This is a genomic window from Lelliottia sp. GFLA7 (assembly GCF_056490165.1).
Genome location: NZ_JBWLAQ010000004.1, coordinates 209,069 through 229,243 on the forward strand (window position 1 = coordinate 209,069; position 20,175 = coordinate 229,243).

Genomic DNA, 20,175 nt, shown 5'->3' on the forward strand with positions numbered 1-20,175 from the left:
TTTTTTGATGTAACAAATCACATAAACCGCCATTTGTTATATCGTGACATTTAATTCCGCTTTGCTAGACTCGAATACAACAGCAACAATTCGAGACTCGCTAATATGAAAAAACTCACTTTACCAAAAGACTTTTTATGGGGCGGCGCGGTCGCTGCTCACCAGGTTGAAGGCGGCTGGAACAAAGGCGGCAAAGGCCCCAGCATTTGCGATGTGCTGACCGGCGGCGCGCACGGCGTTCCGCGCGAAATCACGCAGGAAGTGATCGAGGGAAAATATTACCCGAACCACGAAGCCATCGACTTCCACGGCCATTACAAAGAAGACATCAAACTGTTTGCAGAGATGGGCTTCAAATGCTTCCGCACCTCAATCGCCTGGACGCGTATCTTTCCGAAAGGCGACGAAACCCAGCCGAATGAAGAAGGGCTGAAGTTTTACGACGACATGTTCGACGAACTGTTGAAGTACAACATTGAACCGGTCATCACCCTCTCCCACTTCGAAATGCCGCTGCATCTGGTGCAAGAGTACGGTGGCTGGACCAACCGTAAAGTGGTGGATTTCTTCGTGCGTTTTGCCGAAGTGGTCTTCGAGCGCTACAAAACTAAGGTCAAATACTGGATGACCTTTAACGAAATCAATAACCAGCGCAACTGGCGTGCGCCGCTGTTCGGTTATTGCTGTTCTGGCGTGGTGTACACCGAGCATGAAAACCCGGAAGAGACCATGTACCAGGTGCTGCACCATCAGTTTGTGGCCAGCGCTCTGGCGGTTAAAGCCGCGCGTCGTATTAATCCAGAGATGCAGGTCGGCTGTATGCTGGCGATGGTGGCGCTCTATCCGTTCTCCTGCAAACCCGAAGACGTGATGTTTGCTCAGGAATCTATGCGTGAACGCTATGTCTTTACCGACGTCCAGCTGCGCGGCTACTACCCGTCCTATGTGCTGAACGAATGGGAGCGCCGTGGTTTCTCAATCAAAATGGAAGCCGGCGACGAGCAGATCCTGCGTGAAGGCACCTGCGCTTACTTAGGTTTCAGCTACTACATGACCAATGCGGTCAAGGCGGAAGGCGGGACAGGCGATGCGATTTCCGGCTTCGAAGGTAGCGTGCCGAACCCGCACGTGAAAGCGTCCGACTGGGGCTGGCAGATTGATCCGGTCGGATTACGTTATGCGCTGTGTGAGCTTTACGAGCGTTATCAGAAACCGCTGTTTATCGTGGAAAATGGTTTTGGCGCTTACGATAAAGTGGAAGACGACGGCAGCATCAACGATGACTACCGCATCGATTACCTGCGCGCTCACGTCGAAGAGATGATCAAAGCGGTTACCTATGACGGGGTAGACCTGATGGGCTATACGCCATGGGGCTGCATCGACTGCGTGTCATTCACCACAGGTCAGTACAGCAAGCGTTACGGCTTTATCTACGTGAACAAACACGACGACGGGACTGGCGACATGTCGCGTTCCCGTAAAAAAAGTTTCGAGTGGTACAAAGCGGTGATCGCCAGCAACGGCGAAACCCTCTGATTTTCATTCCCTCTCCCCGATGGGGAGAGGGAAATTATTTCCCGCCTGCCAATTCCAGAAAACTTCCCGTCACGTAAGACGCCTTTTCGCTCAGTAGCCAGACAATCGCCTGTGCCACCTCTTCGGGCTGGCCGCCGCGCTGCATCGGTAACAGAGATTTCACCCGATCCACGCGCCCTGGTTCACCGCCGGAAGCATGAATGTCGGTGTAAATCAGCCCAGGACGCACGCAGTTCACGCGAATGCCCTGCGCCGCTACCTCCAGCGATAGCCCGGTGGTCAACGAATCCACCGCACCTTTCGATGCGGCATAATCGACATATTCGCCCGGAGCCCCAAGACGTGACGCCGCAGACGACACATTCACTATCGCCCCGCCTTTGCCGCCGTATTGATGAGACATGCGTTTCACCGCTTCGCGAGAGCAGAGAAAATAGCCCGTCACGTTGGTGGCGAATACGCGATTGATACGCTCGGCGGTCAGGTTTTCAATCGTGCTTTGTTCAAACAAAATGCCAGCGTTGTTGACCAGTGCAGCCAGCGGTTCGCCTTCACGGTCCAGGCTTTCGAACATCGCCATCACCTGTGTTTCGTCGCTGATATCAGCACGTAGCGCAAAGGCTTTGCCGCCGTACTCGATGATTTGATTGACCACATCCGTCGCGGCTTTGATGTTGTGATGATAATTCACCGCCACAGTGTAGCCTTCGCGCGCCAGTTGCAGCGCGGTCGCTTTACCAATTCCGCGGCTTGCGCCGGTGACAAGAGCAATAGCCAATAGACGCCCCTCCAAAATAAAAAAGCCGGGCATCACTCGCCCGGCTTAAGCAGTCACGTTAAGTATTACTGATATTCGCTCATTGGCACGCAGGAGCAGAACAAATTGCGGTCGCCATAAACGTCATCAAGACGTTTCACCGTCGGCCAGTATTTGTTCGCCATGCCCGCAGGGAAGACAGCCACTTCGCGGGTATAACCGTGATACCACTCCGCTACCAGCTCGTTTTGAGTATGCGGCGCATTGACTAACGGGTTATCTTCCAGCGTCCATTCGCCCTGCTTCACGCGGGTAATTTCGTGGCGAATCGCCAGCATCGCTTCGATAAAGCGATCCAGTTCCACTTTGCTTTCTGACTCGGTCGGCTCAACCATCAGCGTGCCCGCTACCGGGAATGACATGGTTGGTGCGTGGAATCCGTAGTCAATCAGGCGCTTGGCGATATCCAGTTCGCTGATCCCGGTGTCGTCTTTCAACGGACGAATATCCAGAATGCATTCATGCGCCACGCGGCCATCACGACCGGTATAGAGCACCGGATAGGCATCTTTCAGACGAGTGGCAATATAGTTGGCGTTCAGAATCGCCACCTGGCTTGCCTGCTTCAGCCCTTCCGCGCCCATCATGCGGATATACATCCAGCTGATTGGCAGAATGGATGCGCTGCCAAACGGCGCCGCGGATACCGCTCCCTGACGGGTCAACATGCCTTCGATTTGCACCACGCTGTGGCCTGGAACAAACGGTGCCAGGTGCGCTTTCACGCCAATCGGCCCCATACCTGGGCCGCCGCCGCCGTGCGGAATACAGAAAGTTTTATGCAGATTCAGGTGCGAAACGTCCGCGCCGATAAAGCCCGGAGAGGTAATGCCCACCTGCGCGTTCATGTTTGCGCCATCGAGATACACCTGGCCGCCGAACTGATGCACAATCTCGCACACTTCACGGATGGTTTCTTCGTACACACCGTGGGTGGACGGATACGTAACCATAATGCAGGACAGTTTTTCGCCCGCGTGTTCTGCTTTGGCACGCAGATCGGTCAGGTCGATATTGCCGTTTTTATCGCACGCGACGACAACCACTTCCATTCCCGCCATCTGCGCGGATGCAGGGTTAGTGCCGTGCGCAGAGCTTGGGATCAGGCAGATATCACGATGACCTTCGTTGCGACTTTCGTGGTAATGACGGATCGCCAGCAGGCCTGCGTACTCACCCTGCGCGCCGGAGTTCGGCTGCATGCACAGTGCGTCATAGCCGGTCAGCTTCACCAGCCAGTCGGAGAGCTGATTGATCATCTGATGGTACCCTTCCGCCTGGTCTGCCGGGCAGAACGGGTGCAGCTCAGAGAATTCAGGCCAGGTAATCGGGATCATTTCTGCGGCGGCGTTCAGCTTCATGGTGCAGGAACCCAGCGGAATCATCGCCTGATTCAGCGCCAGATCTTTGCGCTCCAGAGAGTGCATATAGCGCATCATCTCGGTTTCGCTGTGATAGCGATTGAACACCGGGTGAGACAGAATCGCGTCATCGCGCAGCATGCTTTCCTGAATAGAGCGGCTGTCGTGCGCCACTTCTTTATCCAGGGCATCGACGTCAAGTCCGTGCGCATCGCCCAACAGGACGTTAAACAGATTTTGCACGTCCTCGCGGGTCGTGGTCTCATCCAGCGTGATGCCGACGGCGTTGAGAATATCGCTACGCAGGTTGATCTCTGCGGCTTCGGCGCGCGCCAGCACACCGGCTTTATCCGCGACTTCAACACACAGCGTGTCAAAGTAATGGGCATGGCGCAGCTTCAGACCTTTTTGCTGTAGGCCGGTAGCCAGAATATCCGCAAAGCGATGAATGCGGGTCGCGATGCGCTTCAGGCCCACTGGACCGTGGAATACCGCATACAGGCTGGCGATATTGGCCAGCAGCACCTGAGAGGTACAGATATTGGAGTTGGCTTTTTCGCGACGAATATGTTGTTCGCGAGTCTGCATCGCCATGCGTAGCGCGGTATTTCCGGCAGCATCTTTCGACACGCCGATAATGCGTCCAGGCATCGAGCGTTTGAATTCGTCTTTTCCGGCGAAGAATGCCGCGTGCGGGCCACCGTAGCCCATCGGCACGCCAAAGCGCTGTGCGGAACCGAAAACAATATCCGCACCCTGTTTACCTGGCGCCGTTAACAGCACCAGCGCCATAAAATCGGCCGCCACGCTGACAACAATTTTTCGCGATTTCAGCTCGGAAATCAGCGCACTGTAGTCATGCACTTCACCGGTGGTGCCGACTTGCTGCAACAGCACGCCAAAGACATCCTGATGATCCAGCACTTTATCAGCATCATCGACAATCACGTCAAAACCGAAGGTTTCGGCACGCGTACGCACAACGTCCAGCGTTTGCGGATGAACGTCAGCCGCAACGAAGAAGCGATTAGCATTCTTGAGCTTGCTGACGCGTTTTGCCATCGCCATCGCTTCAGCTGCGGCAGTCGCTTCATCCAGCAAAGAGGCCGAGGCGATGTCCAGTCCGGTCAGATCCAGCGTGACCTGCTGGAAGTTCAGCAGCGCTTCCAGACGCCCCTGAGAGACTTCCGGCTGATACGGCGTATAGGCGGTGTACCAGCCCGGGTTTTCCAGCATGTTACGCAGAATAACTGGCGGCAACTGCACAGGGGTGTAACCCATGCCAATGTAAGACTTAAAGCGCTTGTTGAGACCGGCAATGGCCTTCAGTTCCGCCAGCGCAGCAAATTCCGTTGTCGCCTCGCCCACTTGCGGCGGCGTGGCGAGTTGAATGTCTTTCGGCACGATCTGGCCAATCAGTGCGTTTAACGAATCCGCGCCAACTGTCTTCAGCATCTCCTGCTGTTGCTGAGCATCCGGCCCAATGTGACGTTCAATGAAGGCGCCACGGTTTTCAAGCTGGCTTAAAGTCTGTGTCATGAGCGATGGTTCCTGAAACGTGCGGTGAATCGATGTAGAAATCGTGATTGTCTTGCCTTGATACGCTAAAGCATTCGCGTTGCAGGAAGGCGGCGACGCTGCGAATCCTCAGGAGCTTACATAAGTAAGTGACTGAGGTGAGTGAGGACGCCTGCGCACCTGCAACGTCAAGGATGACGCGTATTTACTCGTTTTCTAGCAGAGCGGCATAAGCCGTCGCATCCAGCAGCGCTTCCACTTCCGCTTCGTCAGCCGCTCGGATTTTGAAAATCCAGCCGTCGGTGTACGAGTCGCTGTTCACCAGCTCCGGGGAGTCGCTCAGCGCATCGTTGACGGCAACGATTTCGCCGCTCACGGGTGCGTAGATGTCAGATGCGGCTTTAACAGATTCCGCAACCGCACAGTCGTCGCCCGCACTGACGGTCGTGCCGACGTCTGGCAGGTCGACAAACACCATGTCGCCGAGCAGCTCTTGCGCGTGCTCGGTGATCCCCACGGTGTAGGTTCCGTCGGCTTCTTTGCGCAGCCATTCGTGTTCTTTACTGTATTTCAGTTCTGCTGGCACATTGCTCATTGGAATTCTCCTGATAAAAAATGATTAGGCGACCGGCTTACCGGCGCGAACAAAAATCGGTTTAGTCACGTTAACGGGCATTTCACGATTGCGGATCTGCACAATGGCGGTTTCGCCAATGCCGGCCGGAACGCGCGCCAGCGCAATGCTGTAGCCCAACGTCGGCGAGAAAGTACCGCTGGTGATCATGCCTTCACGCTGATTGCCCAGTTCATCGGTGAATCTCACAGGCAGCTCGTTACGCAGCACGCCTTTTTCGGTCATCACCAGACCGACCAGTTGCTCGGTGCCTTTCTCGCGCTGAATCTCAAGCGCTTCGCGGCCAATAAATTCACGATCGGCGGGTTCCCACGCGATGGTCCAGCCCATGTTGGCGGCCAGCGGAGAGACGGTCTCGTCCATTTCCTGGCTGTACAAATTCATTCCTGCTTCCAGACGCAGCGTATCGCGTGCGCCCAGACCCGCAGGTTTGACACCGGCTTCCACCAGTGCATGCCAGAATTTGGCGGCTTTCTCGTTCGGCATTGCAATTTCGTAACCCGCTTCACCGGTGTAACCTGTGGTGGCGATAAACAAATCACCCGCCTGCACGCCGAAGAACGGCTTCATGCCTACCGTCGCGTGGCGCTGTTCATCGGTGAATAACGTGGCGGCTTTCGCCTGCGCGTTAGGACCCTGAACGGCGATCAGCGACAGATCGTCACGAACGGTAATCTCGACGGCGTACTTTTCAGCGTGTTGGGAAATCCAGGAGAGGTCTTTTTCGCGGGTGGCGGAGTTAACAACGAGGCGGAAGAAATCTTCAGTGAAGTAATAAACAATCAGGTCATCAATGACGCAGCCGGAGGCATTAAGCATGCCGGAGTATAACGCCTTGCCTGGAGTCTTGAGCTTAGCGACGTCGTTTGCCAGAAGATAACGCAAAAACTCCCGAGTGCGGCTCCCGCGCAGATCGACAATGGTCATGTGCGACACATCAAACATACCGGCATCGGTGCGCACGGCATGGTGCTCATCGATTTGTGAGCCATAATGCAGCGGCATCATCCAGCCATGGAAATCCACCATGCGTGCACCGCATAACGTGTGTTGTTCGTATAAAGGAGTTTGTTGAGCCATCTTGTCCTCGTTGAATAAGCAGGGCTATCTTGTGTTTCGTATAAAAATCCATCACGAAACCCGGCGTTGGCATCACGCCTGGACGCCGACGCAAACGTTCTCTTTTACCTGAACTTACCACCGAAACCAGGGATTAACCATAAGGTAAAACGGGTCATCACATTAGCTTATGACTAAAAATCAGCAAAAACCCAACAGAATAATTCACTGGCTAAATGCAATCACCTCCGAGTAAACGCAATGTTAATTCCATTTTATTTAGCTCATGGTGATATTTAATGTGGTAAAAGATGCCGATTTTCCATCATGAAAAAAACGCGGGATTAGATAATCTAATGCGAATTAGAGGGTGAAATTAGAATATTTCAAATGAGAGAAATCTCCCGGCACAGAAGCCGGGAAACGAAAGTGTGATGGGGGTCTAACTTAGCGCAGCCAGTCTGGCAGATCGTTCAAACCCATCGCCTGACGAAGCAACTGGGGTTTTACACCTGGAAGGGTATCGGCCATTTTCAGACCCAGATCGCGGAGCAGTTTTTTAGCCGGGTTATCGCCTGCAAACAACTCGCGGAATCCCTGCATACCGGCCAACATCATCGCGGCACTGTGCTTGCGGCTGCGTTCATAACGGCGCAGATAAAGGTGCTGACCAATGTCTTTCCCTTCACGATGCAAACGACGCAGTTCTTCGATAAGCTCGGCGGCATCCATAAAGCCCAGGTTAACACCCTGTCCCGCTAAGGGATGGATGGTGTGCGCGGCATCGCCCACCAGCGCCAGACGGTGCGCGGCAAACTGGCGCGCGTAACGGCCTGTCAGTGGGAACAACTGGCGCTCGCTTTCAAGCGCACACAGACCCAGGCAGTTATCAAACGCCATGCACAGCGCCTGATTAAATTCTTCCGGCGTCGCGTCCTGCATCTGCTGGGCTTTTTCCGGGATCAATGACCAGACAATGGAACACAAATGCGGATCGCTCAGCGGCAGAAATGCCAGAATGCCGTCATTGTGGAAAATCTGACGTGCCACGCCACCGTGCGGCTCGGTGGTACGGATCGTCGCGACCATCGCGTGATGACGGTAATCCCAAAACGTCAGTGGAATATCCGCTTTATTTCGCAGCCAGGAGTTCGCACCATCAGCGCCAACAACCAGACGCGCCGTTAACATCTCGCCGCTCTGCAACGTAATGAAAGCTTCGTTCTCGCCCCAGGCCACCTGCTGCACCTGTGCGGGCGCTATCAGCGTCACATCTGAGCTTTGCTGCGCTTTTTGCCACAGCGCGTGATGAACCACCGCATTTTCGACGATGTGCCCCAGATGGCTGTAGCCCATGCTTTCGTCATCAAACGTGATGTGACCAAAGCTGTCTTTGTCCCACACTTCCATACCGTGGTAACAGCTTGCGCGAAACGCCGTGATATCTGACCAGACGCCAAGACGCGTCAGCAGCTTTTCGCTGGCGGCATTGATGGCCGATACGCGAAGTTCAGGCGGTGCATCTGGGGCGACGGGCTGCGGTGGCGTGCTTTCAAGAACCGCAACGCGCAGGCCGCTTCCCTGCAAACCGCAGGCTAAAGCCAGCCCGACCATTCCGCCGCCAACAATGGCAACATCAACATTCTGCACTGAGTTAACTCCTTAACGCGCGACCCAACCAAGAGTCCGCTGCGCCAGCACGTTACGTGCCGGAATGAATAGTTCCATCGCCATCAGCCCCGCATTACGCCCGGCCACCAGCGGTGCCCAACGGTTTGCGAATAAATGCACCAGGCCATCGGTGACACCAATGGTGGCCTCTTTGTCGGTCTGACGACGTTTCTGATATTGGCTGAGTATGGCATATGCGCCGTAATCATTTTGATCTCGCCACGCCAGTGCCAGCGTCTCTGCCAGGCTCATCACGTCGCGCAGACCCAGGTTAAATCCCTGGCCTGCTATCGGATGCAGCGTTTGCGCCGCATTGCCGACTAACGCGAGGCGATGGGAAATGGATTGCGACGCCGTGGTCAGCGCCAGAGGATAAGCGGCACGCTGTCCCGCATGGGTGATACGTCCAAGCCGCCAGCCAAAAGCGTTTTGCAGCTCGTCGCAAAAACGGGCGTCAGACCAGGTCATCACCTCGTCAATGTTGTCCAGCGCGTGACACCAGACCAACGAACTGCGTCCGTCCGACATCGGCAGCATCGCCAGCGGGCCAAACTCGGTAAAACGTTCGAATGCGCGTCCCTGATGGGCGACAGCGGTAGAAACGTTAGCAATCACCGCCGCCTGACCGTAAGGCTGCTGATGCCATTCAACGCCACACTGGGTGGCCAGCGCGGAACGAGAACCATCGGCAGCGACGAGCAGTTGCCCGTCGAGCGTATCGCCATTATCAAGCGTGACGCTGACGCTCTCCTGACTACGGATAAAACTCGCCACCCGTGCCGGACAGTGCAGCGTGACGCCAGGCGCATCCTGCAATAAGCGGAACAAACGCAGGCCAACGTCATGCAGCTCAACCACGTGCCCCAACGCGTCAATACGGTAATCCTGCGCATCCAGCGTCACGAAACCGGCATGGCCGCGATCGCTGACATGCACGGTGTTGATTGCGGTTGCACGATCGGCAATGGCTTGCCAGATACCCACGCGAGCGAGTTGCTGGCAAGTGCCCTGCGCCAGCGCAATCGCTCGGGCGTCAAAACCTGGGTGATCGGAAACTTGCGGGGCAACGGCTTCGACAAGATGAACCGGCAATTGCCCCTCGGTGAGCTTAGAAATCGCCAATGCCAGCGTCGCGCCAGTCATGCCTCCACCCACGATGATGACACTCATGCGCGTGCCGCCGCCATCAGCGCTTCAATATCGTCTGCCTTTTTCACCACTTGCGCAGTCAGATTTTCGTTACCGGTTTTGGTAATGACGATGTCGTCTTCAATACGGATGCCGATGCCGCGATACTCGGCAGGCACGTCAGCATCCGGGGCGATGTAGAGGCCCGGTTCGACGGTGAGCACCATGCCCGGCTCAAGCGTGCGCGAGCGGTCAGGCCCGTAGCCGCCGACATCATGTACATCCAGCCCCAGCCAGTGGCTCAGGCCGTGCATAAAGAATGCGCGATGCGCGTTATCCGCAATGAGCTCATCAATGTCGCCGTTGAGAACGCCAAGATTGACCAGGCCCGTGACCATTATGCGCAAGACTGCGCCCGTCACCTCCTGAATGGACGTACCGGGGCGGAACAGCGTCAGTGCGGTTTCGAGCGATTCCAGAACAATGTCGTAAACGGCACGCTGCGCAGGGGTAAATTTGCCATTCACCGGGAATGTGCGGGTGATGTCACCGGCGTAGCCTTTGTATTCACATCCTGCATCGATCAGCACTAAATCGCCGTCGCGCAACGCGCTTTCATTTTCGGTGTAATGCAAAATGCAGCCGTTTTCACCGCCGCCGACAATCGTGTTGTATGACGCAAAGCGCGCGCCGTGGCGGGAAAACTCGTGAAGAATTTCGCCTTCAAGCTGATATTCGAACATGCCAGGACGACACTTTTCCATCGCTCGCGTATGCGCTAGTGCGCTGATTTCGCCCGCGCGGCGCATGACGTGTAGCTCTTCTGCCGATTTAAACAGGCGCATTTCATGAACGATGGGACGCCAGTCGGTGAGCGATGCAGGTGCCGTTAAGTTCTGACGTGAGCCCTTACGCAGCTTATCCAGCGCGGTGAAGACAATGTCGTCCGCATACGCATATTCGCCCTGCGCGTGGTAAACCACATCCAGACCGTTGAGCAATTGATAAAGCTGTTCGTTGATTTCGCTAAAAGCCAGCGCGCGCTCGACGCCGAGTTTTTCGGGGGCGGCTTCCTGACCCAAGCGACGGCCAAACCAGATTTCGGCGGTGAGATCGCGAACACGATTGAACAAAACGCTGTGATTATGGGTGTCATCGCTTTTGATCAGCACCAGGACCGCTTCCGGCTCGTTAAAACCGGTGAAGTACCAGAAATCGCTGCTTTGGCGATACGGATACTCGCTGTCGTTGCTGCGCGTCGCTTCCGGTGCGGCAAAAATCAGCGCCGCGCTTCCAGGCTGCATTTTTGCCAACAGCGCCTGGCGACGACGAAGATACTCCTGCTGAGTCATGACACCCTCCTGTGCGTTCTTATTCTTAATGTAATGTCGGTTTGTGTACTTCCGGTGCGGTTGGCTGCGAGCGCGTAAAGGTATCGTGGCACAGCAGCGCAGCGACACGCACATACTCGATAATCTCTTCGACAGACATTTCCAGCTCTTCCTGGTCTTCGTCTTCGTCGTAGCCAAGCTGGGCAATGTTACGCAGGTCGTCGATGGCTTCACCCGCTTCGCCGGTGACTTTATCGAGCTTCGGCTGCGTCACGCCCAGACCTAACAGATAGTGGTTTACCCAACCCGCCAACGCATCGGCGCGATCAAACACGCTAACGTCATCGCCATCAGGCAGATAAAGCTGAAAAAGGAAGCCGTCGTCTTCCAGCGAATCGCTGGTGGCCGAGTGCATTTTACGCAGCGTTTCCGCCAGTTCGTGACCAAACGCCAGACCTTCGTTTGTCAGGTCGTGAAGCAGCGGCTGCCATGAGCTGTCGCTGTTTCCGCCGCACAGCATGCCACTGATCAGACCGTGCATTTCAGCAGGGGTCAAACCCACGCCCTGCTGGTTAAGTAACTGGCTTACTTCGTTGTAACCAGGCATTTCGTTCTGTATAGACATGCGCATTCGTCATCGTTGGGAGAATATTCATGATATGCTACCACTTTGGACCCTGGAGATACCAGAAAAGGGCTTGTATCTTCATATCATGGTAGCTATAGTGTCGCCCCTTCGCAGCCCCCCGGGCCATGAGCGAAGGTCGCGCAGTCAATAAGCAGGAAGGTGGCATGTCTGCACAACCCGTCGATCTCCAAATTTTTGGCCGTTCGCTGCGAGTGAATTGTCCGCCTGAACAAAGGGATGCTTTGAGTCAGGCTGCGGACGATTTGAATCAGCGGTTGCAAGATTTAAAAGAACGCACTAGAGTCACAAATACTGAGCAGTTGGTTTTCATCGCCGCGTTGAACATCAGCTATGAATTAACTCAGGAAAAAGCGAAGACCCGCGATTACGCGGCGAGCATGGAGCAGCGCATTAAAATGCTCCAGCAGACCATCGAACAAGCGTTGCTTGATCAAGGTCGCACTCCCGAAAGACCGGGACAAAAGTTTGAATAACACTTCGCAGTTGACTATGGTAGAGTGACTGTGAAGAAAAAATTTCTCTGAGATGTTCGCAAGCGGGCCAGTCCCCTGAGCCGATATTTCATACCACAAGAATGTGGCGCTCCATGGTCGGTGAGCATGCTCGGTTCGTCCGAGAAGCCTTAAGACTATGACGACATATTCACCTTGAACCAAGGGTTCAAGGGTTACAGCCTGCGGCGGCATCTCGGAGATTCCCACTCTTCTTACTACCAAACTTCTACCATGACGCAACTTCCTGAAGTTCCAGCATCCCGACAAGAAATCCGTCAGTTCATCCGCAAACAACGTCGTACATTAACCCCCGATCAACAAGCTCACTTTGCCCAACAAGCCTCGGCTCGCATGATGGCCTATTCGCCCGTTGTGATGGCGCATACGGTGGCGCTGTTTTTGTCCTTTGATGGTGAACTGGATACCCAACCGCTGATCGAACAACTGTGGCGTGCCGGAAAGAAAGTCTATCTGCCCGTCTTACATCCCTTCAGTCCCGGTAATTTATTGTTCCTGCATTATCATCCGCACAGCGAACTGGTTGTGAATCGCCTGAAAATCACTGAACCCAAACTTGATGTGCGCGATGTTTTACCGCTCAACGAACTGGATGTGCTGATTACGCCGCTGGTGGCATTCGACAGGTATGGTCAACGCCTTGGAATGGGTGGTGGATTCTACGATCGTACGCTGCAGAACTGGCAGCAGCATGGTTTGCAGCCGGTCGGATATGCGCATGATTGTCAGGGTGTGGACATGCTGCCGGTAGAGAAATGGGATATCCCGCTGCCCGCAGTGGTCACGCCATCAAAAGTGTGGGAGTGGTAATAAAAAAAACGGTAACGCCCGTTACCGTTTTTACTGTTCTCGCGCTCTTCCGACGAAGAGAAATCAGGTTGCCGCAGCTTAGTACAGCAGGCGCGCGCGAATCGTTCCTGGAATAGCCTTCATGCTCAACAGCGCTTTCTCAGCAACATCGTCGTCCGCTTCAATGTCGATAACCACGTAGCCCATCTGCGCGTTGGTTTGCAGATACTGCGCGGCAATGTTGACGCCCTGCTCGGCAAAAATCTGGTTAATTGCTGTCAGCACGCCTGGGCGATTCTCGTGGATGTGCAGCAAACGACGACCGCCGTGCAGCGGGAGAGATACTTCCGGGAAGTTCACCGCAGAGAGCGTGGAACCGTTATCGGAATATTTGCTCAGCTTACCCGCCACTTCCAGGCCGATATTTTCCTGCGCTTCCTGCGTCGAGCCACCGATGTGTGGCGTCAGGATCACGTTGTCGAATTCTAACAGCGGAGTGGTAAACGGATCGCTGTTGGTTGCCGGCTCCGTTGGGAAGACGTCGATTGCCGCGCCCGCCAGGTGCTTACGTCTAAGTGCGTCACACAGCGCTGGAATATCCACTACCGTGCCACGTGCGGCATTAATCAGCAGCGAGCCCGGCTTCATCAGCACGATCTCTTCTGCTCCCATCATGTTCTTGGTAGAGGCGTTTTCCGGCACATGCAGACTCACCACATCGCTCATATTCAGCAAGTCGGAAAGATGTTGAACCTGAGTGGCATTGCCCAGCGGCAGTTTGTTTTCGATATCGTAGAAGAACACATTCATACCCAGGGATTCAGCAAGAATACCGAGCTGCGTACCGATGTGACCGTAACCAATAATCCCGAGCTTTTTGCCACGCGCTTCATAAGAGCCTGACGCCAGTTTGTTCCAGATACCGCGATGCGCTTTGGCGTTCGCTTCCGGAATACCGCGCAGGAGCAACAGCAGCTCGCCGATCACTAATTCCGCGACCGAACGGGTGTTGGAGAACGGCGCGTTAAAGACCGGCACACCGCGTCGCGCTGCGGCATTTAAATCAACCTGATTGGTACCAATACAGAAGCAACCGATGGCCACCAGCTTTTCAGCACACGCAATAACGTCTTCAGTCAGATGCGTACGGGATCGCAGGCCAATGAAGTGGGCATCACGGATGGATTCTTTCAGCTGCTCTGTATCCAGCGCACCTTTATGGAATTCGATGTTGGTGTAACCCGCTGCGCGAAGATTATCGAGTGCTTTCTGATGCACTCCTTCGACGAGCAGAAACTTAATCTTGTCTTTTTCCAGTGATACCTTTGCCATTTACCCGACCCTGTTTGTCTGAACTGTTGTTGTGCTGGATTTAAATCCGCTCCCGCCAACATATCAAAAAAAACTATTGCAGCAATATGAACGTTTGCGTCGGCACTCTGAAGAACAGTCATCCAGGGCAAAATGACAGCATAAAATGCTGCGGTAATTTTGAAAGGCGGAAGGATCGTCAGGAGAGGTCAAAAAACGTGATACAAGTCACCGAATTTGGCTTTTGAAAAATATTTAACGGGGAGAGGACTCCCCGCGACAGATCATTTTACGATGGTTTTCACGCCGTCAGCGGTGCCAATCAGCGCCACATCCGCGCCACGATTGGCGAATAGCCCTACAGTCACTACGCCCGGAATCGCATTGATGGCGTTTTCCATCGCCACGGCGTCCAGGATTTCCAGATTGTAAACGTCCAGAATCACGTTACCGTTATCAGTGACCACACCCTGACGATATTCCGGGCGCCCCCCCAACTTCACCAGTTGACGAGCAACCGCGCTGCGCGCCATCGGAATGACTTCGACCGGCAGAGGAAAAGTCCCCAGGATATCGACCTGCTTGGAGGCATCGGCGATACAAATGAATTTATCAGCAACGGAAGCAATGATTTTCTCACGCGTCAGTGCCGCGCCACCGCCTTTAATCATCTGCATGTGACCGTTGATTTCGTCGGCACCATCCACGTAAATGCCCAGACGATCCACTTCGTTCAGATCGAACACGGTAATGCCCAGACTTTTCAGTTTTTCCGTGGAGGCATCAGAGCTGGAAACTGCACCCTCGATCTGCCCTTTCATCGTGCCAAGCGCATCAATAAAGTGTGCTGCGGTCGAGCCAGTACCCACACCGACAATAGTGCCCGGTTGTACATACTGGAGTGCGGCCCATCCTACTGCTTTTTTCAGTTCATCCTGCGTCATGATCGTTTGCCTGTGGTGTGAAAACTCAGGGCGCATTATAGAACACGGACACCCTGAATGTCCCTGTGACCGGTGTCACATTAACGCGTAAAGACCCGACTGCTCCGACGTGGTCAGAATTCGTCAGTCTCAAAGGTGAATTTGTGTCATAGTGCAGAATAAGCAAACTCAGGAGTACTGCCTCGCAATGAAACGTCCGGACTACAGAACACTACAGGCGCTTGATGCCGTTATTCGTGAACGAGGTTTTGAGCGCGCAGCGCAAAAGCTGTGCATCACTCAATCCGCCGTATCACAGCGAATCAAACAGCTGGAGAATATGTTCGGACAACCGCTGCTGGTACGTACCGTGCCACCGCGCCCGACAGAGCAAGGGCAGAAACTGCTCGCCCTGCTACGCCAGGTGGAATTGCTGGAAGAAGAGTGGTTGGGTGATGAGCAAACGGGCTCCACGCCGCTGCTGTTATCGCTGGCGGTGAACGCCGACAGTCTGGCGACCTGGCTGCTGCCCGCGCTTTCAGCCGTTCTCGCGGACTCACCGATTCGCCTTAATTTGCAGGTGGAAGATGAAACGCGAACGCAGGAACGTCTGCGTCGCGGCGAAGTGGTCGGTGCAGTGAGTATTCAACCACAGGCGCTGCCGAGCTGTCTGGTCGATCAGTTGGGTGCTCTCGACTACTTGTTTGTCGGTTCGAAAGCCTTTGCCGATCGCTATTTCCCCAACGGTGTGACGCGCGCCGCGCTGCTGAAGGCCCCCGCCGTCGCATTCGACCATCTCGACGACATGCACCAGGCATTTTTGCAGCAGAACTTCGATCTCCCGCCGGGCAGCGTGCCGTGCCATATCGTGAATTCATCAGAAGCGTTTGTGCAGCTGGCTCGCCAGGGAACGACCTGCTGTATGATTCCGCATTTGCAGATTGAAAAAGAGTTGAAGAGCGGCGAGCTTATCGACTTAACGCCAGGATTGTATCAGCGTCGGATGCTGTACTGGCATCGATTTGCGCCAGAAAGCCGCATGATGCGCAACGTCACGGATGCGCTGCTGGCCTATGGGCATAAAGTGTTGAGACAGGATTAACGAAAGAAACCCCTCTCCTTGCGGGAGAGGGGTCATGCTCATTACTGCGTTTTTGTTGCAGGTTCTGGCTGTTGAGCCTGTGCAGGCTCAAGCTGGAACACCACATCGACCTGATCATCGAACTGAATCGTCGGCTGCTCGTAAGTTTCTTCCGCTGAAACAGGCGCTGCATCTGCCTTCATCATGCGAACCATCGGGCTTGGCTGATAGTTTGAGACGTGATAACGCACGCTGTACACCGGCCCCAGCTTAGTCTTAAAGCCTGAAGCCAGTTGTTGCGCCTGACGCACAGCGTCATCAATCGCCGCTTTACGGGCTTCGTCTTTATACTTCTCCGGTTGCGCAACGCCTAATGACACCGAACGAATTTCGTTCAGTCCGGCCTTCAGCGCGCCGTCCAGCAGCGAGTTCAGCTTGTCTAGTTGGCGTACCGTCACTTCAACAGTACGCACCGCACGATAGCCTTTCAGAATGCTTTTGCCATTCTGATAGTCATAATCCGGCTGAGTCCGCAGATTGGCGGAGTTAATATCCTTTTTCCCAACGCCGTTTTGCTCAAGGAAGGAGAGATATTGCGCAACACGATCGTCCGCCTGCTTTTTAGCAGAAGCGGCGTCTTTTGCTGCCACGTTCACTTCAATCGCAAGCGTTGCGACATCCGGAACGGCATCAACGCTCGCTGTGCCAGAGGTGACAATGTGCGGACCATCAGGCAATTCGTTTGCCTGTACCGACATTGCGCCAAAACTTACTAATGCCGCCAGGGCCATCACTTTACACTTCACTGTCATTCCTCCATGTTGCGAAGAGTGCCCATGAACAGGGCGCATGCCAGCAAGCTTAGCGGGTCTGCTTCAGTTGTCCATAAGAGAACGCTTAGTTGAGCAGTCCCTGAATATGATGAATCCCCTCTTTCGCGAGCTGGAAAGCAATAAACCACATCACGACGCCGACCAGGGTATTAATAATGCGCTGCGCTTTCGCCGTACGTAGACGCGGTGCCAGCCATGCTGCCAGCAGCGCCAGGCCAAAGAACCACAGGAAAGAGGCGCTGACGGTACCAAGCGCAAACCAGCGTCTCGGCTCAACATCCAGCTGTCCGCCCAGACTACCGAGCACCACAAACGTATCCAGATAAACATGCGGATTAAGCCAGGTCACGGCCAGCATCGTGGCGATGATCTTCCAGCGCCCTTGCTTCATGACCTCCGCGGTGGCGAGTTCCAGATTGCTGCCCATCGCCGTTTTCAGCGCGCCAAAACCGTACCACAGCAAAAATGCGACGCCACCCCAGGTTACCAACGCCAGCAGCCACGGCGACTGCATCAGCAATGCGCTGCCACCAAAAATCCCGGCGCAAATTAGCAGTAGATCGCTCACCGCACACAGCATCGCAATCATCAGATGATACTGACGGCGAATGCCCTGATTCATCACGAACGCGTTTTGTGGGCCGAGGGGAAGAATCATGGCCGCGCCAAGCACAAGGCCTTGAAAATAATAAGATAACATGGGTTCAATCTCGAGCAGATGTCTTTAGGTGCAGACTATACTGGCGGATTGTCATTAGAGGAAATTGATAATATTAATTGGCAATTAGCATAACTAATATAAAGCCCGGACGCATATGCGTTACCGGGCTATAAAAGTAAAAATTATTCTGCTTCTTTTATACGCTTGAAGTTCACGTCCATCTGCGGATACGGGAAGCTAATATCGTTCGCGTCAAATTCACGCTTAATACGCTCCAGCACGTCCCAGTATACGTTTTGCAGATCGCCGCTGTTGCTCCAGATACGCACCACAAAGTTGATGGAAGAAGTGCCGAGCTCGTTCAGTCGAACGGTTCTTTCGCGATCCTTCAGGATACGTTCGTCAGATTCGATAATATTGGTGATGAGTGATTTCACCTTATCAATATCCGAATCGTAAGAGACGCTAATAATCAGTTCGTTACGGCGCACCGGCTCGCGAGAAAAGTTAATGATGTTGCCCGCAATAATCTTGCCGTTTGGGATAACCACGATACGACCATCAACGGTGCGCATGGTGGTAGAGAAAATCTGCACCTGTAACACGGTCCCCGCAACGCCGCCTAAGTCGACATATTCCCCTGAGCGGAAAGGACGGAAAGTGACCAGCAGCACGCCTGCCGCCAGGTTAGAAAGGGATCCTTGCAGCGCCAAACCAATGGCTAAACCTGCCGCACCGAGAACCGCGATGACGGATGCGGTCTGGACGCCTACGCGGCCCAGCGCAGCAATCAGCGTGAAAGCGATAACACCGTATCGCACCAGTGCAGACAGGAAATCCGCGACCGTTGCATCAATATGACGAGCGCGCATGACGCGGTTAAGCGCATTGGAGACAATACGCGCCACGATCATACCCACGATAATAATCGCAATTGCCGCCACGATATTGACCGCGTAACTCAACAGCAGCGCCTGGTTGCGCACCAGCCAGGTTCCCGCATTGTTTATGCCATCGACTACACCGAGATCTTCCATTCTTCTGTCCTTTTGCTAAATCAAAACACAAAACATCCGTCCCACAAGGAGACAGGTAAGTGAATTAAGGGTAAACAAAAAGTGAGGAATATGCCAAAGAGATCACAAAATGCAGTGTTGCAGGGTGTTGAAAAACCATAAAAAAAGGCCCGCAAATGCGGACCTTTCTGACGCTTTTAGCAGCTCAAATTACAGAACGTCAACCGCGTTCAGCTCTTTGAATGCCTGCTCCAGACGGGTAATCATGGAAGTCTGGGCAGCACGCAGCCATACGCGTGGATCGTAGTATTTCTTGTTCGGCTGGTCGTCGCCTTTCGGATTGCCCAGCTGACCTTGCAGGTACGCTTCGTTGGTTTTGTAGTACTGCAGGATGCCGTCCCAGGTTGCCCATTGGGTATCGGTATCGATGTTCATTTTGATAACGCCATAGCTGACGGAATCTTTGATTTCCTGAGCAGAAGAACCGGAACCGCCGTGGAAGACGAAGTTCAGGCTGTTGTGCGGCAGGTTATGTTTCTTAGAAACATAGTCCTGGGAATCACGCAGGATAGTTGGCGTCAGAACAACGTTACCTGGTTTGTAAACACCGTGCACGTTACCGAAAGAGGCTGCGATGGTGAAACGTGGGCTGATTTTGCTCAGCTCAGTGTATGCGTAATCAACGTCTTCTGGCTGGGTGTACAGTGCAGAAGCGTCCATGTGGCTGTTGTCCACGCCGTCTTCTTCACCGCCGGTGCAACCCAGTTCGATTTCCAGAGTCATATCCATTTTGGACATGCGCGCCAGGTATTTGGAACAGATTTCGATGTTTTCTTCCAGAGACTCTTCTGACAGGTCGATCATGTGAGAAGAGAACAGTGGTTTACCGGTGGCTGCGAAGTGTTTTTCACCCGCGTCCAGCAGACCGTCGATCCACGGCAGCAGTTTCTTCGCGCAGTGGTCGGTGTGCAGGATAACTGGAACACCGTAGTGTTCAGCCATCTGGTGAACGTGGTGTGCACCAGAGATTGCACCCAGGATTGCCGCGCCCTGAGGAACGTCAGTTTTCACGCCTTTACCCGCGATGAACGCAGCGCCACCGTTGGAGAACTGAACGATTACCGGAGCTTTAACTTTTGCAGCAGTTTCCAGCACGGCATTGATGGAGTCGGTACCCACGCAGTTCACAGCTGGCAGAGCAAAGTTGTTTTCTTTAGCTACCTGGAACACTTTCTGAACGTCATCACCAGTGATCACGCCAGGTTTTACGAAATCAAAAATTTTAGACATGTTACGAGTCCTGTATCTTCGGCCGTTAGAAAAGGTGCGAGCTCTTAAAAGC

The 20,175-nt window shown here is 54.1% G+C and carries 18 protein-coding genes and 1 other RNA gene; 5 read left to right on the top strand and 14 right to left on the bottom strand.

The genetic code is table 11. The features are described from left to right. Nucleotides 1-105 precede the first annotated feature (105 nt). On the top strand, nt 106-1,539 hold the full coding sequence (gene bglA, locus AC07RN_RS14055) for a 6-phospho-beta-glucosidase BglA (protein ID WP_015960311.1): 1,434 nt from the start codon (nt 106-108) through the stop codon (nt 1,537-1,539). 34 nt (nt 1,540-1,573) lie between these two features. Here the strand turns inward: bglA and AC07RN_RS14060 are convergent, their stop codons facing one another. The 8 genes from AC07RN_RS14060 to AC07RN_RS14095 form a co-directional block, all read right to left on the bottom strand. After that, entirely contained in the window at nt 1,574-2,317 is a 744-nt protein-coding gene (locus AC07RN_RS14060; RefSeq protein ID WP_478336641.1) for an SDR family oxidoreductase, read from the bottom strand. 65 nt (nt 2,318-2,382) lie between these two features. After that, nucleotides 2,383-5,256, bottom strand: coding sequence for an aminomethyl-transferring glycine dehydrogenase (gene gcvP, locus AC07RN_RS14065; protein WP_478336642.1), 2,874 nt, complete (start codon nt 5,254-5,256; stop codon nt 2,383-2,385). 184 nt (nt 5,257-5,440) lie between these two features. Further along, entirely contained in the window at nt 5,441-5,830 is a 390-nt protein-coding gene (gene gcvH / locus AC07RN_RS14070) for a glycine cleavage system protein GcvH (RefSeq protein WP_478336643.1), read from the bottom strand. A gap of 24 nt (nt 5,831-5,854) precedes the next feature. Next, entirely contained in the window at nt 5,855-6,949 is a 1,095-nt protein-coding gene (gcvT, locus tag AC07RN_RS14075) for a glycine cleavage system aminomethyltransferase GcvT (RefSeq protein WP_478336644.1), read from the bottom strand. Nucleotides 6,950-7,375: 426 nt separating this feature from the next. Next, nucleotides 7,376-8,578: an FAD-dependent 2-octaprenylphenol hydroxylase gene (gene ubiI, locus AC07RN_RS14080; RefSeq protein WP_478336645.1), complete on the bottom strand. Its 1,203-nt coding sequence runs from the start codon at nt 8,576-8,578 to the stop codon at nt 7,376-7,378. A 12-nt stretch (nt 8,579-8,590) separates the two neighbouring features. Next, a complete protein-coding gene (gene ubiH, locus AC07RN_RS14085) occupies nt 8,591-9,769 on the bottom strand; it encodes a 2-octaprenyl-6-methoxyphenyl hydroxylase (protein WP_478336646.1) in 1,179 nt (392 codons plus the stop codon). Continuing rightward, nucleotides 9,766-11,079, bottom strand: coding sequence for a Xaa-Pro aminopeptidase (gene pepP / locus AC07RN_RS14090; RefSeq protein ID WP_478336647.1), 1,314 nt, complete (start codon nt 11,077-11,079; stop codon nt 9,766-9,768). The genes ubiH and pepP overlap by 4 nt, the downstream gene beginning before the upstream one ends. 25 nt (nt 11,080-11,104) lie before the next feature. Next, entirely contained in the window at nt 11,105-11,683 is a 579-nt protein-coding gene (locus AC07RN_RS14095; RefSeq protein WP_478336648.1) for a YecA/YgfB family protein, read from the bottom strand. A 167-nt stretch (nt 11,684-11,850) separates the two neighbouring features. On the opposite strand from AC07RN_RS14095, the gene zapA reads away from it, so the two are divergent. From zapA to AC07RN_RS14110, 3 genes are all read left to right on the top strand, one after another. Beyond that, entirely contained in the window at nt 11,851-12,180 is a 330-nt protein-coding gene (gene zapA / locus AC07RN_RS14100; protein ID WP_015960320.1) for a cell division protein ZapA, read from the top strand. Between the two features lie 41 nt (nt 12,181-12,221). Further along, a non-coding RNA gene (gene ssrS, locus AC07RN_RS14105) (6S RNA) lies at nt 12,222-12,405 on the top strand. A 27-nt stretch (nt 12,406-12,432) separates the two neighbouring features. Continuing rightward, on the top strand, nt 12,433-13,029 hold the full coding sequence (locus AC07RN_RS14110) for a 5-formyltetrahydrofolate cyclo-ligase (protein ID WP_449553946.1): 597 nt from the start codon (nt 12,433-12,435) through the stop codon (nt 13,027-13,029). A gap of 78 nt (nt 13,030-13,107) precedes the next feature. On the opposite strand, the gene serA is transcribed toward AC07RN_RS14110, so the two are convergent. After that, a complete protein-coding gene (gene serA, locus AC07RN_RS14115) occupies nt 13,108-14,340 on the bottom strand; it encodes a phosphoglycerate dehydrogenase (protein WP_478336649.1) in 1,233 nt (410 codons plus the stop codon). Between the two features lie 263 nt (nt 14,341-14,603). After that, complete coding sequence (gene rpiA / locus AC07RN_RS14120) at nt 14,604-15,263, bottom strand: ribose-5-phosphate isomerase RpiA (RefSeq protein ID WP_041689510.1); 660 nt, start codon at nt 15,261-15,263, stop codon at nt 14,604-14,606. Nucleotides 15,264-15,450: 187 nt separating this feature from the next. Here rpiA and argP point away from each other — a divergent pair, with 187 nt between their 5' ends. Further along, on the top strand, nt 15,451-16,344 hold the full coding sequence (argP, locus tag AC07RN_RS14125) for a DNA-binding transcriptional regulator ArgP (protein ID WP_015960324.1): 894 nt from the start codon (nt 15,451-15,453) through the stop codon (nt 16,342-16,344). A gap of 41 nt (nt 16,345-16,385) precedes the next feature. On the opposite strand, the gene AC07RN_RS14130 is transcribed toward argP, so the two are convergent. The 4 genes from AC07RN_RS14130 to fbaA all read right to left on the bottom strand — a co-directional run bounded on the left by AC07RN_RS14130 (nt 16,386) and on the right by fbaA (nt 20,123). Further along, complete coding sequence (locus tag AC07RN_RS14130) at nt 16,386-17,129, bottom strand: oxidative stress defense protein (protein WP_041689511.1); 744 nt, start codon at nt 17,127-17,129, stop codon at nt 16,386-16,388. A gap of 91 nt (nt 17,130-17,220) precedes the next feature. Continuing rightward, nucleotides 17,221-17,856 (bottom strand): arginine exporter ArgO, encoded by a 636-nt coding sequence (gene argO / locus AC07RN_RS14135; protein ID WP_478336650.1) that lies wholly within the window; start codon nt 17,854-17,856, stop codon nt 17,221-17,223. 143 nt (nt 17,857-17,999) lie between these two features. Then, nucleotides 18,000-18,854, bottom strand: a complete 855-nt coding sequence (locus tag AC07RN_RS14140) for a small-conductance mechanosensitive channel MscS (RefSeq protein WP_478336651.1) — start codon at nt 18,852-18,854, stop codon at nt 18,000-18,002. Nucleotides 18,855-19,043: 189 nt separating this feature from the next. Continuing rightward, on the bottom strand, nt 19,044-20,123 hold the full coding sequence (gene fbaA / locus AC07RN_RS14145) for a class II fructose-bisphosphate aldolase (RefSeq protein WP_015960328.1): 1,080 nt from the start codon (nt 20,121-20,123) through the stop codon (nt 19,044-19,046). Nucleotides 20,124-20,175: the final 52 nt, after the last annotated feature.

Coding starts and splice junctions, on each gene's coding strand:
- bglA (WP_015960311.1), top strand. CDS start 106: ATGAAAAAACTCACTTTACCAAAAGACTTTTTATGGGGCGGCGCGGTC.
- gcvP (WP_478336642.1), bottom strand. CDS start 5,256: ATGACACAGACTTTAAGCCAGCTTGAAAACCGTGGCGCCTTCATTGAA.
- gcvH (WP_478336643.1), bottom strand. CDS start 5,830: ATGAGCAATGTGCCAGCAGAACTGAAATACAGTAAAGAACACGAATGG.
- gcvT (WP_478336644.1), bottom strand. CDS start 6,949: ATGGCTCAACAAACTCCTTTATACGAACAACACACGTTATGCGGTGCA.
- ubiH (WP_478336646.1), bottom strand. CDS start 9,769: ATGAGTGTCATCATCGTGGGTGGAGGCATGACTGGCGCGACGCTGGCA.
- pepP (WP_478336647.1), bottom strand. CDS start 11,079: ATGACTCAGCAGGAGTATCTTCGTCGTCGCCAGGCGCTGTTGGCAAAA.
- AC07RN_RS14095 (WP_478336648.1), bottom strand. CDS start 11,683: ATGTCTATACAGAACGAAATGCCTGGTTACAACGAAGTAAGCCAGTTA.
- zapA (WP_015960320.1), top strand. CDS start 11,851: ATGTCTGCACAACCCGTCGATCTCCAAATTTTTGGCCGTTCGCTGCGA.
- AC07RN_RS14110 (WP_449553946.1), top strand. CDS start 12,433: ATGACGCAACTTCCTGAAGTTCCAGCATCCCGACAAGAAATCCGTCAG.
- serA (WP_478336649.1), bottom strand. CDS start 14,340: ATGGCAAAGGTATCACTGGAAAAAGACAAGATTAAGTTTCTGCTCGTC.
- rpiA (WP_041689510.1), bottom strand. CDS start 15,263: ATGACGCAGGATGAACTGAAAAAAGCAGTAGGATGGGCCGCACTCCAG.
- argP (WP_015960324.1), top strand. CDS start 15,451: ATGAAACGTCCGGACTACAGAACACTACAGGCGCTTGATGCCGTTATT.
- argO (WP_478336650.1), bottom strand. CDS start 17,856: ATGTTATCTTATTATTTTCAAGGCCTTGTGCTTGGCGCGGCCATGATT.
- AC07RN_RS14140 (WP_478336651.1), bottom strand. CDS start 18,854: ATGGAAGATCTCGGTGTAGTCGATGGCATAAACAATGCGGGAACCTGG.
- fbaA (WP_015960328.1), bottom strand. CDS start 20,123: ATGTCTAAAATTTTTGATTTCGTAAAACCTGGCGTGATCACTGGTGAT.